Source organism: Lacicoccus kunmingensis DSM 17847 (genome assembly GCF_059568765.1).
Map to the genome: position 1 here is coordinate 115,050 of NZ_JCANUC010000004.1, position 15,276 is coordinate 130,325.

16 protein-coding genes are annotated in these 15,276 nt (G+C 41.8%); 4 read left to right on the forward strand and 12 right to left on the reverse strand.

What is annotated here, in order from left to right; genetic code table 11:
* Positions 1-45: 45 nt before the first annotated feature.
* Together BO48_RS06165 and BO48_RS06170 are read right to left on the reverse strand one after the other, a co-directional pair.
* A complete protein-coding gene (locus tag BO48_RS06165; RefSeq protein WP_496366546.1) occupies positions 46-531 on the reverse strand; it encodes a DUF456 domain-containing protein in 486 nt (161 codons plus the stop codon).
* Positions 532-628: 97 nt separating this feature from the next.
* On the reverse strand, positions 629-1,492 hold the full coding sequence (locus BO48_RS06170) for a LysR family transcriptional regulator (RefSeq protein ID WP_496366547.1): 864 nt from the start codon (positions 1,490-1,492) through the stop codon (positions 629-631).
* 112 nt (positions 1,493-1,604) lie between these two features.
* On the opposite strand from BO48_RS06170, the gene BO48_RS06175 reads away from it, so the two are divergent.
* Positions 1,605-2,486 carry an SDR family oxidoreductase gene (locus BO48_RS06175; RefSeq protein ID WP_496366548.1) on the forward strand — a complete coding sequence of 294 codons (882 nt, stop codon included), beginning with the start codon at positions 1,605-1,607 and terminating at the stop codon, positions 2,484-2,486.
* Positions 2,487-2,558: 72 nt separating this feature from the next.
* Here the strand turns inward: BO48_RS06175 and BO48_RS06180 are convergent, their stop codons facing one another.
* Entirely contained in the window at positions 2,559-3,089 is a 531-nt protein-coding gene (locus tag BO48_RS06180) for a ribonuclease FAU-1 family protein (protein ID WP_496366549.1), read from the reverse strand.
* 143 nt (positions 3,090-3,232) lie between these two features.
* Here BO48_RS06180 and BO48_RS06185 point away from each other — a divergent pair, with 143 nt between their 5' ends.
* The gene (locus tag BO48_RS06185; RefSeq protein ID WP_496366550.1) at positions 3,233-3,592 is read left to right on the forward strand and encodes a CidA/LrgA family protein; all 360 of its coding nucleotides are present in this window, start codon (positions 3,233-3,235) and stop codon (positions 3,590-3,592) included.
* A 5-nt stretch (positions 3,593-3,597) separates the two neighbouring features.
* On the forward strand, positions 3,598-4,284 hold the full coding sequence (locus BO48_RS06190) for an LrgB family protein (protein WP_496366631.1): 687 nt from the start codon (positions 3,598-3,600) through the stop codon (positions 4,282-4,284).
* A 105-nt stretch (positions 4,285-4,389) separates the two neighbouring features.
* Here the strand turns inward: BO48_RS06190 and BO48_RS06195 are convergent, their stop codons facing one another.
* From BO48_RS06195 to BO48_RS06220, 6 genes are all read right to left on the reverse strand, one after another.
* Positions 4,390-6,405, reverse strand: coding sequence for a hypothetical protein (locus BO48_RS06195; protein WP_496366551.1), 2,016 nt, complete (start codon positions 6,403-6,405; stop codon positions 4,390-4,392).
* Entirely contained in the window at positions 6,377-7,282 is a 906-nt protein-coding gene (locus BO48_RS06200; protein WP_496366552.1) for an ABC transporter ATP-binding protein, read from the reverse strand. Before BO48_RS06200 ends, BO48_RS06195 begins: the two co-directional genes overlap by 29 nt.
* Positions 7,279-7,665 (reverse strand): GntR family transcriptional regulator, encoded by a 387-nt coding sequence (locus BO48_RS06205; protein WP_496366553.1) that lies wholly within the window; start codon positions 7,663-7,665, stop codon positions 7,279-7,281. Before BO48_RS06205 ends, BO48_RS06200 begins: the two co-directional genes overlap by 4 nt.
* 269 nt (positions 7,666-7,934) lie before the next feature.
* Entirely contained in the window at positions 7,935-8,708 is a 774-nt protein-coding gene (locus BO48_RS06210) for an SDR family NAD(P)-dependent oxidoreductase (RefSeq protein ID WP_496366554.1), read from the reverse strand.
* Between the two features lie 64 nt (positions 8,709-8,772).
* Positions 8,773-9,492 (reverse strand): YebC/PmpR family DNA-binding transcriptional regulator, encoded by a 720-nt coding sequence (locus BO48_RS06215; RefSeq protein ID WP_496366555.1) that lies wholly within the window; start codon positions 9,490-9,492, stop codon positions 8,773-8,775.
* 46 nt (positions 9,493-9,538) lie between these two features.
* Complete coding sequence (locus BO48_RS06220; protein ID WP_496366556.1) at positions 9,539-10,150, reverse strand: Bax inhibitor-1/YccA family protein; 612 nt, start codon at positions 10,148-10,150, stop codon at positions 9,539-9,541.
* A 260-nt stretch (positions 10,151-10,410) separates the two neighbouring features.
* On the opposite strand from BO48_RS06220, the gene BO48_RS06225 reads away from it, so the two are divergent.
* Positions 10,411-11,352: a LysM peptidoglycan-binding domain-containing protein gene (locus BO48_RS06225; protein WP_496366557.1), complete on the forward strand. Its 942-nt coding sequence runs from the start codon at positions 10,411-10,413 to the stop codon at positions 11,350-11,352.
* 46 nt (positions 11,353-11,398) lie between these two features.
* On the opposite strand, the gene BO48_RS06230 is transcribed toward BO48_RS06225, so the two are convergent.
* The 3 genes from BO48_RS06230 to ltrA form a co-directional block, all read right to left on the reverse strand.
* Positions 11,399-12,325 (reverse strand): NAD-dependent epimerase/dehydratase family protein, encoded by a 927-nt coding sequence (locus BO48_RS06230; RefSeq protein ID WP_496366558.1) that lies wholly within the window; start codon positions 12,323-12,325, stop codon positions 11,399-11,401.
* Positions 12,309-13,451: an MFS transporter gene (locus BO48_RS06235; RefSeq protein WP_496366559.1), complete on the reverse strand. Its 1,143-nt coding sequence runs from the start codon at positions 13,449-13,451 to the stop codon at positions 12,309-12,311. The genes BO48_RS06230 and BO48_RS06235 overlap by 17 nt, the downstream gene beginning before the upstream one ends.
* Before the next feature lie 168 nt (positions 13,452-13,619).
* Positions 13,620-14,993, reverse strand: a complete 1,374-nt coding sequence (gene ltrA / locus BO48_RS06240) for a group II intron reverse transcriptase/maturase (protein WP_496366560.1) — start codon at positions 14,991-14,993, stop codon at positions 13,620-13,622.
* Positions 14,994-15,276: the final 283 nt, after the last annotated feature.

The following is a 15,276-nucleotide window of genomic DNA, read 5'->3' on the forward strand; positions in this document are numbered from 1 at the left end:
TAAAAAAGGTGATGACAAAATAACATTTTGTCATCACCTTTTCTTTTAAAATAGAAATGCATCCAATAAAAACCAGATGATCAGCAGTACATATATCACCAGGTTGAATGCCGAGCTTGCGAAAAATGCAAGCAGTGAACCGAGGGCTGCCCTGAAAGCTGCATTAATGTCTCTCGTTGTAATAAATTCCAGTGCCAGAACAAAGACGAAAGGCACAAATATGACCCCGAACGGCGGGTAGATGAACATACCTGCGACCACACCGATGATTGCTGCAACTTCACTCTTTTTAGATCCACCGTACTTTTTAACAAAATAGCTGTTCGCCATAAAATCGCTGAGAAAAACAAGCAGTGTCAGAACTGCTGCGACCATCCAGAACATCCAGGTCAGCGTATCACTGTTGACTAAAAAGTGATAAATCAAAAATCCGACCCAGAACATCACTACTGAAGGAATGACCGGCGCTATCACACCGACAAAACCGAGGATAAAACTGACTATTATCAGTATCCACCATAAAATCTCCATCAAAAGACTCCTTTTTACTTCAATATACGTACTTTAACCAGTAACTAATCCTAACAACATTTCAGAAATATTTGCAAGCGGCAGCGACTCATTCCGCTTACATTTCAAAGTTTTTAATATAACTTCTCACTACGGTAATAAAAGCTTTGACCTGAGGCAGTTCAACCACATTTTTATCATATGAAATATAAGTATCCCTTGTAATAGGTTCATCATCTACAAGCGCTTCTTCGATATTAAACAGTCCGGCATCAAAATCTTTGACGACGATTTCCGGCAGTACCGTCACACCGACCCCTTCCAGAAGGAGTGCCCGGCACGTAGCAATCTGATCGACACTGAACTGGGGTTCATACTTTTTATTGAACCTCTCCTCGAAGTACTTCTCAATCAGGCGGATATAAATCGGTTCTGAAAAGAATTCAATAACCGGAGCATCGTCCTGGCCGGCCAGACTTTTAGGCGCCACGAAATAATGTCTGTCTGTAAATAAAACTTCATTTTCTTTGTTTAATATTTGCCTCCCCCGGGTGATAGATATATGATAATCCGCTGCATCATTTGATATTTGAGGGGAAGAGCCGACTTGAATGTTAACATTAACATCAGGATATAATGCTGTATATTCTCTAAGCACTCTTGCTAACATCGTACTCCCTATTAAAGAGGAAACACCGATATTTAAATTCCCCTCCACGGCACCTTCATGAGAAACAAGATATTCTTTCAACAATGTTTCGTTCTCCACTACTTTATGGGCATGGCTGATAATTCGTTCACCTGGACCCGTGACAAACAATTCACGCTTGGTGCGGATGAATATATCAACACCCCACTCTTCTTCTATCGATTTCAGCCTTTGACTGACTGCCGGCTGGGATATAAACAGTCTTTCAGCGGCCTGTCTCAATGTTTTTGCTTCATTGAGTGTGACCAGTAATTTATAATCATCAACTTTCATTGAATCACCTTTTCTTTCATCTATAAGAAAATCTTATCATACTTTATCGCAATTGAATAACACTTCAAATTGAGGGTATATGTAAATAACATTTACGCAGGGAGGTATATTTATGAATAATGAGAAGGATTATGAAAAGGTCGACGAACAGGTCGAAGGATATACTCAGAAACGGCAGCCAGGCATTGAAAAAGATATGGACCCAAAACCGATTATTATCGACGACGATTATAAAGGCAGTGAAAAGTTACGCGGCAAAATAGCTTTAATTACCGGCGGTGATTCAGGTATCGGCCGTTCAGTTGCAGTACACTTTGCAAAAGAAGGCGCAGATGTTGCGATATTGCACCTCGAAGAAGAAACAAAAGATGCTGAGTATACCAAAGCTCTCATTGAAAAAGAAAATGTAAGATGCAGACTGTACAGCGGTAATATCAATGAGTCGGAAGTCAGGAAAGATACGGTCAATGATATCGTGGGATATTTCGGAACAATAAACATCCTGGTCAATGATGCAGGTGTTCAATTCCCTAAAAAAGACTTTCTCAGCATCACAGAAGAAAACTTGAGAGAAACATTTGAAACGAACATCATCAGCATGATACTGCTGACACAGGAAGTTTATCCTCATTTGGAAGCCGGAGACACTATTATTAATTCCACGAGTGTCACTGCATTTAAAGGTTCACCGGTTTTCATAGATTATTCTTCAACAAAAGGCGCAATCACTTCATTTACAAGATCTCTTGCACAAAATCTTGCGCCTGAAAAGATACGGGTCAATGCTGTTGCGCCCGGGCCTATCTATACACCGCTGATACCAGCTACTTTTGATGCAGAAGGTGTCAAAGAACACGGTGAAGATAAACCGATGGGACGACGCGGCCAGCCGAGTGAGCTCGGTCCGAGTTATGTATTCCTCGCGGCACACGATTCAAGCTATATGACAGGTGAAGTACTCCACGTAAACGGCGGCGACTTCACTTCAAGCTGATAAATTTTCAGCGGCTCAAATTGAAAGGCAGACCTATTGGTCTGCCTTTTTATGTATGCAGTTTTACAGCCATTATTTCCTTACTGTTTTCAGACAGTAATCCGCCAGCGTTTCAAACTGTGAAAAGTTTTTATCAATTTCTGACATAATATGATGCGCTACATTATAAGCTTTATCTTTATCCTCTTCTGTAATCTTTTTATTTTTCAGTGCACGATGTATATCTTTTTCATCCACCAGCTCATACTTGCCATCTGGAAGTGCGAGCACATCGAGATAAATATCTTTTCTTCTTGCATTGCCGAGCTCCAGATAATGTTTTGTATTGACATCAAAATAGTACTGCAGTTTCTCCCACTTTTCATTATACATCACGGTAATACTGTATTCCCTGTCTTCAGGCAGAATCTGCATCCATTTAAAATCTGTATCGACGACTTTTACTTCCTTGTTAACGACCGGAACGACGAGAGGTGAACGTATTTCTTTCATGTCAATGAGACTGACTAAAAATTTCTCATCATTGAAATAAGTCAGTTTTTCATCATATGTAGACTTCAATAAACGGCGCCATCCGCGTTTATCCAAATACTTCATTTTCATGGCTCTCATCTCCTTCTTTACATTATACATAATTAGTAAAAGAAAAGTGAAGGGATACGCAATTGAATCTCGATTCACTTTATCATTCTTTCTGCAGCATTAATCATGTAATATACATAATAGATGACCAGAGGTGAATTCAAATGAGCAAGTTATTGAAGATAGTCTTTCAAATCGGAATATTATATGTTTTATACCGGATTGGTGAATGGATTACCGACACTTTCAACCTGCTGATACCGGGCAGTGTCATCGGCATGATTCTGCTCATCATTCTGCTTTTCACGAGAATGTTGAAGGTGGAGTGGATAGAAGAAGGTGCCGGATTCATGGTGAAATATCTGCCTTTCTTCTTTATCCCGGCTTTTATCGGACTGATGGTATATTATAAGATTTTTGCGGGCAAAGGTTTTCTTTTACTTATCATCGTTCTATTCAGTACGATTCTTGTAATGGTAGCCTCTGGACTGATTGGCGAATTATTTAAACGGGGGGAGAAGTGACTACAATGAATGTGCTTATCGGTTTCTCGACCATTGCTTTGACAATTGTGATGTACCTACTCGCGCTCCGAATACATAGAAAATGGCCGCATCCATTCACATTGCCCGTTCTGCTGTCGATGATATTTATAATTACTGTTCTGTTACTCTTTGGAGCGTCCTATGAACATTACATGATCGGCGGCGAATGGATTAACGAGCTTCTCGGACCGGCTGTTGTGGCACTAGCTTATCCGCTTTATATACAGCGGAAGACATTGGTGAAACTTGCAGCGCCTCTGTTGCTCGGCACGGTTGCAGGTGCATTTGCCGGTGTCATATCCGGTCTCACTTTGACTTATTGGGCAGGCTTCTCTGAAGAGATTTTATATGCCATCTCGGCCAAATCCGTTACAACACCTGTTGCGGTTGTGATTACAGAAACACTTGGCGGTATCACTTCACTGTCGGCAATCATGGTCGTCATTGCAGGTATCGGCGGCGTCATTGTTCATCAATTTATATTCAAGTTGTTCGGCATACGCTCAGAACTCGGCCGCGGCCTCGGTATGGGCAGCGCCGCCCATGCAATCGGCACTGCAGAAGTGATGAAGGAAAGTCAGCTCACCGGCTCCATCAGCACAGTCGCAATGGTGAACAGTGCACTTGTAGTATCAATCATTACGCCATGGCTTGTGACATGGTTTGTATAAAATAAAAGAGATACGCCTAATCAAGGTGCATCCCTAAAGTTGAAATCCAATATTCAACGCTTGGGCTTCACTTCAAATCAATAAATATCGTATCTCTTTTGTATGTTATTCGATGCCAATGATGGAATGCGTAGACTGGGCCGATGGATTGTCATTGCTGTCAGCAGGGTAATAGTATGGATTATTGAACATGATGACTCTGCCACTGTCCTTATTAAGATTACCGTTATCTATCTCTTCTTTCATATCTTCTTTTCCATCCTCATCCAATACTTTAAAATTATACTTGCTGTTTAATTCTCTCATCGATGAGTTTTTGAAATCATCATAGAAGACATCCGGATTCACTACCTGATATTCATAAATTTCTTCCGCTTCATCTACTGCAAGAAATTCACTGAGCGGCATCTTTTCTGATATTGCTTCGATGACAGCAGGGTTATACAGGTTGCCATTACCATAAATGTACTCCTTTTGGCTGTCATTTTTCTGATACTCGATTTCAAAGTTGAATGAATTTTCTGAGGACATATCTACCAGATCCAACCTGCCATCTGCAGAGCTTTGAAATGCACTCTTATATTCATTGGTAAATCGGTTCATCTCATCTTCACCGCTGATATACACAGACTCACCGTTAGAGGAACTCATCATGATGCTTGTCATCCAGTCATGCTTCTCGATATTGAGTATGAGATCCGTCACTCTCAGATTTTTTACTGAGTCCAGCTGGTTCAAAGTCTGCAATGCTTCATCACTATCTGGATAATGATTGAATGAACGGTGTATCTCCCTGCCGTCATTCATTCTGTAAGACACTTCGAACACACGGTAATACCCGGGTTCCACCTCAGCCATATCGCTCTCTGCTGCATACTCGTGTGCCTTGATGGTATCACTGATATAGTTTGGATCATCGTTTGTCATATAATCTTCATTCATGATTTCATGTCCTTCATAATTAGTATAAGTTGCTCCCGCATCGGAAGAATATACTATGACCGATTCAACATCTTCACTTTCTGGAACGTATGAAGTATACGAATTCCACCCTGCATAAAATACTCCCATGAATACGACAGCGCCTATTGCAGATATTATCATCGATTTCGGTTTTATATCGATTTTAGCTGTACTTTGAAAAAGCATTTCTACAATGATATATGAACCGAGCCAACCGAGAACAAATGAAATGACTTTCACCACATCATTACCGGACAATATATATCCAAGTACACTCCCTAATATCAGCATACCGAGAATTGTAATAACGACTGAGAGGACATATCTCACAGAAGTATAAGTGAAGTTGGAATTCACATACTCATTTCTCCGCTTCATATACAAAAAGTATGATGTTGCCGCAATTATTAAAGCGATTGCTATCCATATCATCGATTTCATCATAGAAAAATGATCGAAACTCTGTGATACCGCAAATATTGGAAATGTGTTGTTGACCACCGGTGATAACAGGTCAAAACCTCTCATACCGCTGTAGACAGCAATGCCGTCATAAACCATGCTCGCTGTTGTAACCATCGCCCCCCACATCGCAAGCGGCAGGAAAAATAACATTACAATCAGCTGGATATGGATAAAAAGTTTATTCGTGAAAAAACCGGCAAACACGGTAAATATATAAGTGATGATCATTGTAATCACTGTATAGGCCGCCCATAGCAGAAGATCGACGAAAGATAGATCGAACACCAGAATATACCTTTCGAACAGCAGAATGATTAATATTAACAAAGTGGGTACGATGATAAGTAAAACACCCACGATATATACCGATGATAAAACCGATGCTCTTTTTACGGGCAGACTGTGCATAAAATCCGACAGGCTTTCATTATTTTTAAAATTCATTGTAAAAATCGCCAATGTCACAGCAAAAACAATACTAAAAAATAAATTCACCTGCATCAATGTCTGTGCGATATCATTATTTTCAAAGTTTGTAATATTATCCATGCTTCCCATGTTAGATGAAACAAGCCACAGGCTGAGCGGCAGCGTCACCAGGGAAATCACTGTATATAACACTGCAATCCAGAATGTCTGACCTATAAAATGGCGTACCAAAGTACTATTCCACAATGATGTTAGAGATTTCATAACCTTTTTCCCCCATTTCATAAGTGAATATTTCTTCTAAAGTAAGCGGCAGAATATCGTACATCAGAGGATTGTATTTTGTAACCTTCTTTTCCACATCAAATATGTCACCTTTGATGATGCAGGTAATAATACGGCCTTTCACAGTTTTATGAACGGCACCGATATCGTCAAAAAATTCAGCCTCAGGCAGTTTGTCAAATGCAATCTGAAGCTTGCAATGAGAGCCTTTTATCTCTGATAAATTTCTGTTAAACAACAGCTCTCCATGGTGCAAAATTGAAACGGAATCACATATATCTTCCATCTCCCTCAAGTTATGGCTGGAAGCAATCACTGTCATATCATGACTCGCAATATCCTGAAGAATAAGATTTTTAACCTGCTGACGGATAATTGGATCCAGACCGTCAAACGGCTCATCAAGAAGCATCACTTTCGGACGTGAAGAAATGGCAAGAATAAATGATGCCTGACGCCTCATTCCTTTCGAAAGCGAATTTAACTTTTGAGTCGGATTCAGCTTGAAATGCCGAACAAGCTGTTTGAATCTTTTTTCCGACCATCGGGGGTAGATACCACGGTAAAATTCAGCCATCTTATTCAGCGTCGCTGATGCAAAAAAGAAAGGTATATCCTGTATGAATATGACCCCTGATTTAATTTCAGGATTTTCATAAACACTTTTTTCACCAAAAAGCACTTCACCGTTGTCAGGTCTGTAAATTCCCATCAACGTTTTCATGAATGTTGTTTTACCTGCACCATTAGAACCGAGCAGCCCGTGCAGCATCCCCGGTGTAATATCAAGATTCACTTTGTTGATGGCTTTTTTCCCACCAAAAGATTTATCAATATTTCTTACGCTTATCTTCATTTACTGCCATCCTCCTTCATTCCAGTTTCAACTTCTTCCACCATTGAATTTATTCTTTTGACGGATACCCCAAGATAGATAAGTTCTTTAACAATCCCTTCCAATTCTTCCGCCAGTAACTCCACTTTCTGACTACTGACTGTGTATTTAGTATCACTGACAAAACTGCCCTTTCCCGGTACGGAATAAATATACCCTTCATTCTCAAGCTCACGGTAAGCTTTTTGAATCGTATTCGGATTAATCGTAATCTCCTGTGCCATCTTTCTGACCGATGGCAATTTTTCATCCTTTTTAAGGACTTTTTGAATAATCATCATTTTAATATTATCTACGAGCTGTTCATAGATAGGCACACGACTTCGAAAATCGACATCAAACATGATTATCCCTCCGCTCCAACTGTATTAATTATAATAATACAGTTAGTACAGTATAATTACAATAATGAATTATTGAGCCGGCTCCCGACATCGTTTTTTTGCGCCATGTCGGGAAAACACCGCTGCTGTGCCATCGTTTGAATGCCATGGCACGAGAACCCTGCTTCCTTGCCGTCGTTTTAAAACCATGGCACGAGAGCGCCTCTATCACGACAAAAAGCCCCTGGGTTAATAATCATTAACCCAGGGGCCAGCTCATTCAACTCAATTTAAAGTACCGGACTTACTCCGCCGTCAATATTGACTGCAACACCGGTGATATATGAAGCAAGGTCTGAACATAAAAACGTAATTACGTTCGCCGCTTCTTTCGTTTCACCGATTCTTCCGAGGGGAATATCATCATGACCTGTCGTCGCAAACTCTTGCCATGTCAGTTCCGGCGCTTCCTTCTGCCACATTTTCTCAATCTGATCACTGTGGATCAGACCGATACACACTGCGTTAACACGTACATTATACTGCCCTAAATCTTTGCTCATCGCCTTGGTCATCGACAGTCCGGCACTTCTTGAAACTGCTGTGGGCAGTGTAGATGCTTCCGGTGCTTTCCCGGCAACAGCTGTCAAATTCAATATTGCTCCGCCGTTTTCTTTCAGGTGCGGCAGCGCGGCTTTGGACATTTTTACAGCTGACATCAATTTCAGATTGAGGTCGCCTTCCCAGTCGGTTAATTCGATATCTTCAAAGCTTTCTGCGAACGCACCGCCGGCGTTATTAACCAATATATCCAGACGGCCGAATTTATCAATGACAGCATTGATGATATTTTCGCCGGCATCCGCTTCAGTCACGTCCTGAACGATGTATTCCACTTCTCCGTGGATGCTGAGCGCTTTTTGTGCTGCGCTCAGAGCTTCTTCACCTCTTGCAACAAGCATCACTTTAGCTCCCAGCTTCAACATCTCTTCTGCGGTTTGTCTGCCGATTCCCTTGCTCGATCCTGTAATGACAACTGCTTTTCCTTCATATCCAAAATCCATGATAATCCCCCTTAACCATCGTCTTTGATATTAAGTTATCATGTTACTATACTGACTGGTAGTTTTATGATTCCAGATTGACGTTATGATATACGTTTGACACGTCCTCCAGGTCATCGAGGGCATCAATCAGCTCTTCAAACTGTTCATGGTCGTCACTTTCCAGCGCCACTTCGTTCTGAGCCAGCATGGACTGCTCGGCAACTTCATATTCATTGACACCCATTTCATCCAGTGCACTTTTTATTTCATGGAAACTTTGCGGGTCGCCGTAGACGACTGTAAAATCATTTTCTGTCGTGACATCGTTGACATCCACATCGTTCTCCATTAAATCAACAAGCACCTCTTCACTGTCGAAGTCCTTAAAAACAAATACCGAAACAGCATCGAACATATAGCTGACAGCACCGCTCACACCCATATTGCCGCCATTTTTACCGAAAGCGGCTCTGACGTCTGATGCTGTCCTGTTCACGTTATTCGTCAGAGCATCTACAATAATCATGGAGCCGTTCGGCCCGAAACCTTCATAACGGAGTTCATCAAATGTTTCATCATCCCCGCCTTTGGCTTTTTCAATGGCTTTATCGACAATATGCTTTGGTACCGAATACGTTTTTGCACGGTCCAGTACCGCCTTTAAAGCCTGATTGGATTCAGGCTCCGGCTCACCTTTACGGGCCGCGACATATATTTCACGACCGAACTTTGCATAGATACGGCTCGTATTCTGATCCTTCTGCGCTTTCTTTTCCTTAATATTATTCCATTTTCTGCCCATAATCTCATCTTCTCTCTACAAAAATTCTCATACAATATAACATCATTCATCGTTTATTGCCAAAGCGGCGATATAACTGAAGTATGCGTTTGATCAGGATGATTAAATCTATGAATAAATTAAAACCCATGACACGCGGATTCCTATATTTATTGTTTTTCATCCTGTTGAAGTCATACATAGTGAACCCGAGATACAACAGCAGACCGACGATTGTAATTGCAAAAGACAGCCAGTCCAGCTGGATAAAGAAGTTTAACAACGATGAAAATATTAAAATCAGCAATGCCATGAACAAATATTTTCCCCATGAAGATATATCCTTCAAATAGAAATAACCGATAATACCAAAAAATATAAAGACGGAGATGCCGATCATGACTATCTGATAGAAGGTTGTCGCATCGAATTGATTGATAAAGCCTTCAAACGTCCCGAATGACACCAGCCCGATTAAAATGGCATAAATATGACTCAGTATCGGACCTGATCTGTTAAACCCTCGTACAAAGAAAGAAATCATGATAATAGCAAACATTGACATTGATAATGTCGGTCGCCATTCTTCAGGTATAAATTGCCCGAAGTATGTGCCGATACCAAATATCACCCAGTAATATAAGAAATAAAGCCAAACTCTCCCATGGTCTTTTATCATTTTCCTTCAACTCCTAAAAAATTCTATAAATTCACATACCCTCCGTGATCATGTTCATGCATTTTGTGTAATTATATAACAATATATTTCAATTATGACAAAAACCGCTCTAATATTTAAATTATATTACAATTCGGTTACATCGCTCATATTCGAGATAAATTTTGATATTATTAGTCTGTGCTCAATATGCATACATAAAACATACATATCAGTCATACATATATATATAATTACTATACTATGGAGGATAACATTTCATGAAAAAGGTAATCACAGCGTTGACAGCAACAGCTGCAATATCTACATATGCATTTGCGCAGGACGCAGAAGCATCTTCACATACTGTGAAAGGCGGAGACACACTATGGTCCATCGCTCAAAAGAACAACGTTTCAGTTTCTCAAATAAAATCCTGGAACAACTTATCATCTGATCTGATTCTTGTAAATCAGAACCTGAAAGTTTCTGGTTCATCAAGCTCTGACAGCTCTGCTTCAAGCAGTTCAAGCAGCAGCTCTTCAAGCTCAGCAACATCAAGTTCATCAAGCTCTTCAAGTTCAAACACTTCAACCGCCGGTTCGTACACGGTAAAATCCGGTGATACTTTAAGCAGTATCGCACGTGCCAACGGAATGAACTACAGAACATTAATGAGCATCAACAATATTTCAGGGCATATCATTCACCCTGGACAGACTTTGAAGCTGAGCTCAAGCGCTTCTTCAAGCAACACATCGAGCACAAGCTCAAGTTCAAATACTTCTTCAGCTTCTGATAACAGCTCAAGTGCGTCAAGCTCAAACAGTTCAAGTTCAAGCTACAACGCACCTGCCCCAAGCAGCGCGACATCATGGGGAACTAACTGGTACTACTGGGGAGACTGCACATGGTATGCATTCGAACGCCGTAAGCAGCTTGGCAAACCTGTCGGCAACGGCTGGGGCAATGCAAGCAACTGGGCAGGTCAGGCAAGATCAGCAGGCTACAGTGTAAACAACAGCCCTTCAGTAGGTGCAATCATTCAGGCGCACGCTTGGACGAATAATTCATGGGGCATGGGCCATGTCGGTGTTGTTGAAAGAATCAACCCGGATGGATCCATCCTGATTTCAGAAATGAACTTTGGCACCGGCGTTGGTGTTAAAGGTCACAGAACACTGAGTGCTTCTCAGGCAGCAAACCACAATTTCATTCATTAATATATAAAATGAGCGCATTTACATATAAGTAAATGCGCTCATTTTCCTATTCTCTGTATTCATGACGGCTGATGATCATTTCAACCTGATATATTCGATTGACCAGGGCATGGAGCGGCGCCTGTGTAAATACATATATCCCCCATGGCAGGTTCGGTTCGAAATCATGCAGTGCCATAATGAACGCTTCTTTATTGCCGAGCCTTCGAAATTCAAGTCTCGCAATTTTATTCGGCTGTTTTTTTGACAGCATGCCGCCTGTAATCTGAAAGATCTCTATATCATCGACACTTTCCTCTGCATCATAAGTTGCAACAAGGACCGGCTGGTCCAGCTTCGTGACATAAATTTTATACTGCCCGTTTTCAGCGACCACATTGACCACATTATATAAAATTTCATTCAGCCACTCAAAATAATAATTGGCCGCCTTTTTGACCGACCAGCCTTCAGGCAGGGGCGCTTTTTGAATGCTTCTCACATTGTTGTAATCAGATGCCTTATAAGATAAGTTCTTGCCGTATCTTTTGACCGGTGTTTCCGTCACCTCGACAGGCGTGCCGTAAGCACCCAGAATCTTGACCGTTTCCCCTGAGCTGATTTCATCCGCAACATATATTATCTGCTCAACACCATTCAATTGTGATGCCCGTGCAATATTATCTGCAATCAGTGAATAAATATCATAAAACTTTCCCTGCGTCATACGGTTCAGCCTCATAATCGGATCTTCAAAAAATATAACAATATCAACGTCTTCCAGTGCCTCTTCCACTTCAGGGAGGATGAACAGATCCTTCTTTAAAAAAGTGATATCCAAATCATCGTCTTCCTGGTTCGGGCTTGAGAAGGCGAACAGATTGTATTCCGACTTCAGTTCTCTGTACAGGTTCTTACCTATCCTTCCACTTATGCCCATCAACAAAACATTCTTCAAAAAACCATCCTTTCCTGCATCAGCCTTCTGCTGCATATCTCCCTTGCATCGTGACGATAATAATTAACATTACCATTAAAATAATACCGATAAACACAAACGGTATATCAAAGTATGTCGTAAATATACCTGAAGAATATGAACCGAAGACCGAGCCTATTGAAAAAAAGGCGTAAAAGATGCCGTTGGCTTTTCCGCGTTCATATATCTCTGTATTCTCTGCGATGATTTTATTCATCGACGGGAATATCAGGGCAAAGCCTGCGCCGTAAATGATCATCACTACTAAAACCACTGATTGACTCGGTGCAAAATGCAGCAGCACCATTGCCATACTGACGATGAATATGCCTAATATCACCAGCTTCATGGATTTTATTTTACTGTAGATTACATTGATCCGGGTCGCAAAAACAATAATTGCCGTTAAGCCGAAGACCGAGAGCAGCATGCCTGTTATGTGGTCCTCAAGCCCTATCAGGTTCACTTTAATCGGTAGACCGAATGCGAGTGAACCATTTGCCACCATCAATGTAAATGATGAAATATAAGCGATGATCAGTGACGGGCGTGATAATAATTTTCGGTAACTGGTCACATTGTGGAACGTTCTCTCTTCTTTGCTCATACTTTCTTTAATCGTAAATATGACAAGCAGTATTCCAACGATATATATACAACCAAGTACAAAATAGACAGTCTGATAAGTCGCGAGACTTGAAATGATACCGCCCATAGCCGGACCGAGTACCGCTGCGGAACCGATTGATATGCCGGTCAGGGCCATCGAGCGCCCTATTGCTTCACGTCTCGACAAGTCAGCGACCAGACTGAATGCGACCGGCGTCAGCATACCAGCTGAAAAGCCGTGGATAACCCGCAGAAACAGTAATGCCTCCACCGAATCTATAAGAGAGTAGGTCATTAAAGCAACGATATTCACAGCCATACCTGTCATCAGAATATTTCTCCGGCCGATTTTGTCAGACAGGTAGCCGCCTGAAACGTTACCGATCAGGTTGAAAAATGAGTATGTAGCGACGATTACACCCGCGATGTATTCTGATGCCCCAAGGGAAAATGCGAACGGTGTAATAATCGGTAATTCTATAAATAAATCCAAAAAGCAAATAAAGACAACAACAAACAATAATCTACTCATGAAAACCACTTTCTCCGAAAGATAAATACATATACCATTATAACTGAATTACGGACATAAGTATTTCAAAACAACTCAGTTAAAAAATCGAGTAGGAGAGAATAATTAAATTCGCGTCCTCTCACACCACCGTACGTACGGTTCCGTATACGGCGGTTCAACTTTATACTACACATGCACTTTACTATAATGTTCCGAACAAGCGATTAGGCCGAATTGGCTTAATCGCTTGTTCGTGATGGTGGTCGTTAATATCCAGGAATAGGCAGTCCGGGTAATACCTTTACTGGTGTGACTGTATTTGTAAGCATTGTATTTGTTCATGCCGAGTTTGATGAGATTCTTCCGGCGATTTCTCGCCGTTTTCCATTTAACCCAGATACATGCCCTCAGACGGAGTCTAAGGTGGGAATCAATGCGCTTCAACGCCTTTTTCATCGCACCAATCTTAAAGTAGTTGACCCAGCCTCGAATCACTTGGTTAATCCGAGTCACCCGGTACCCGGTATTGACACCCCAATTTCTGCGTGTGAGTTGTTTCAATTTGTACTTGAAACTTTCTAATGATGTCCGGTGCGGTTTCGCTTTGTACTGCTTGGCTTGAGGGTCTCTAAAGAAACCAAAGCCTAGAAATTTCATGGCTGGGTCATAAGAGCGGGTCACTTTTGACTTTGTCGTATTGACAGTCAGACCGAGTGTCTCCTCTATGAATTGTGTCACTGACCGAAGCACTCGATTCGCCGCCATTTCGCTTTTAACCATGATGATACAGTCATCGGCATATCGAACAAAACGCAGGCCCCGGGATTCGAGTTCCTTATCCAGCGCATTCAACATGATGTTACTCAGTAACGGCGATAGGTTCCCACCCTGTGGTGTACCGATAATGGTTTCCTTATATGCCGTGTCCACCTGGACACCACTGACCAAAAACTTGCGGATCAGGGAAATGACGTCTCCGTCATCCACCGTGCGCGCAACCAGGTTCATCAGCCGGTCATGATTGACCGTATCGAAGAAACGTTCCAAGTCAATGTCCACTATCCAGTCATATCCGTCATTCAGATACTCCAGTGCCTGGATGATAGCCATTTCTGCATATCGCTTGGGTCTGAAGCCGTAACTGTATTCGCTGAATTGTCGGTCGAATATTGGTGTCAATACTTGGGCGATGGCTTGTTGAATCAAGCGGTCTTTGACTGTCGGTATCCCCAGTAAGCGGACACCGCCGTTTGGTTTCGGTATCTCTACCCGTAACACCGGGTCCGGATGATACTTTCTGTTTCGGATTTGTTGGAGTATCTCTGTCTTATTTTCATTCATGTAGGCCCCCAGTTCATCCGTTGTCATCCCGTCAACGCCGGCAGCGCCTTTATTGCGTTTGACTTGTTTGAATGCTGCATTGAGGTTGTCTCTCTCCAAAATACGATGCATTGTCGTCTGTGTGTTCATGTGTGTTATTTCCTTTCTCTCTCGTGAAGTCGGTATCCACTTTAACGCATGATGCCAGTGGTCTCTTTCCGCTTCCAATCCAGTATTCAATAACGATAAAATTGTTCAGCCCTTCGCTCCTTCTGGCTTTCACCAGCACTCTTCGCTACTACGGCTTCGGCTGACTTCTCACTGTCCAGTTTCGTATCACTACAAAGGTTTGGTGCAGACCAGTGAGACCTCCCCGGTTAAGGTATGTACGCTTTCCCTCCATACATCCGCCATATTTACGTCACATGGTATTCCATAGCTATCGGACTTTGACTTCTTTGGCAGCCTTATCCCCATGCACCGCCTCTTATATGGTTTCTATGCGTCGGACCAGAGGTTTGCC

Coding starts and splice junctions, on each gene's coding strand:
- BO48_RS06165 (WP_496366546.1), bottom strand. CDS start 531: ATGGAGATTTTATGGTGGATACTGATAATAGTCAGTTTTATCCTCGGT.
- BO48_RS06170 (WP_496366547.1), bottom strand. CDS start 1,492: ATGAAAGTTGATGATTATAAATTACTGGTCACACTCAATGAAGCAAAA.
- BO48_RS06175 (WP_496366548.1), top strand. CDS start 1,605: ATGAATAATGAGAAGGATTATGAAAAGGTCGACGAACAGGTCGAAGGA.
- BO48_RS06180 (WP_496366549.1), bottom strand. CDS start 3,089: ATGAAAATGAAGTATTTGGATAAACGCGGATGGCGCCGTTTATTGAAG.
- BO48_RS06185 (WP_496366550.1), top strand. CDS start 3,233: ATGAGCAAGTTATTGAAGATAGTCTTTCAAATCGGAATATTATATGTT.
- BO48_RS06190 (WP_496366631.1), top strand. CDS start 3,598: ATGAATGTGCTTATCGGTTTCTCGACCATTGCTTTGACAATTGTGATG.
- BO48_RS06195 (WP_496366551.1), bottom strand. CDS start 6,405: ATGAAATCTCTAACATCATTGTGGAATAGTACTTTGGTACGCCATTTT.
- BO48_RS06200 (WP_496366552.1), bottom strand. CDS start 7,282: ATGAAGATAAGCGTAAGAAATATTGATAAATCTTTTGGTGGGAAAAAA.
- BO48_RS06205 (WP_496366553.1), bottom strand. CDS start 7,665: ATGTTTGATGTCGATTTTCGAAGTCGTGTGCCTATCTATGAACAGCTC.
- BO48_RS06210 (WP_496366554.1), bottom strand. CDS start 8,708: ATGGATTTTGGATATGAAGGAAAAGCAGTTGTCATTACAGGATCGAGC.
- BO48_RS06215 (WP_496366555.1), bottom strand. CDS start 9,492: ATGGGCAGAAAATGGAATAATATTAAGGAAAAGAAAGCGCAGAAGGAT.
- BO48_RS06220 (WP_496366556.1), bottom strand. CDS start 10,150: ATGATAAAAGACCATGGGAGAGTTTGGCTTTATTTCTTATATTACTGG.
- BO48_RS06225 (WP_496366557.1), top strand. CDS start 10,411: ATGAAAAAGGTAATCACAGCGTTGACAGCAACAGCTGCAATATCTACA.
- BO48_RS06230 (WP_496366558.1), bottom strand. CDS start 12,325: ATGCAGCAGAAGGCTGATGCAGGAAAGGATGGTTTTTTGAAGAATGTT.
- BO48_RS06235 (WP_496366559.1), bottom strand. CDS start 13,451: ATGAGTAGATTATTGTTTGTTGTTGTCTTTATTTGCTTTTTGGATTTA.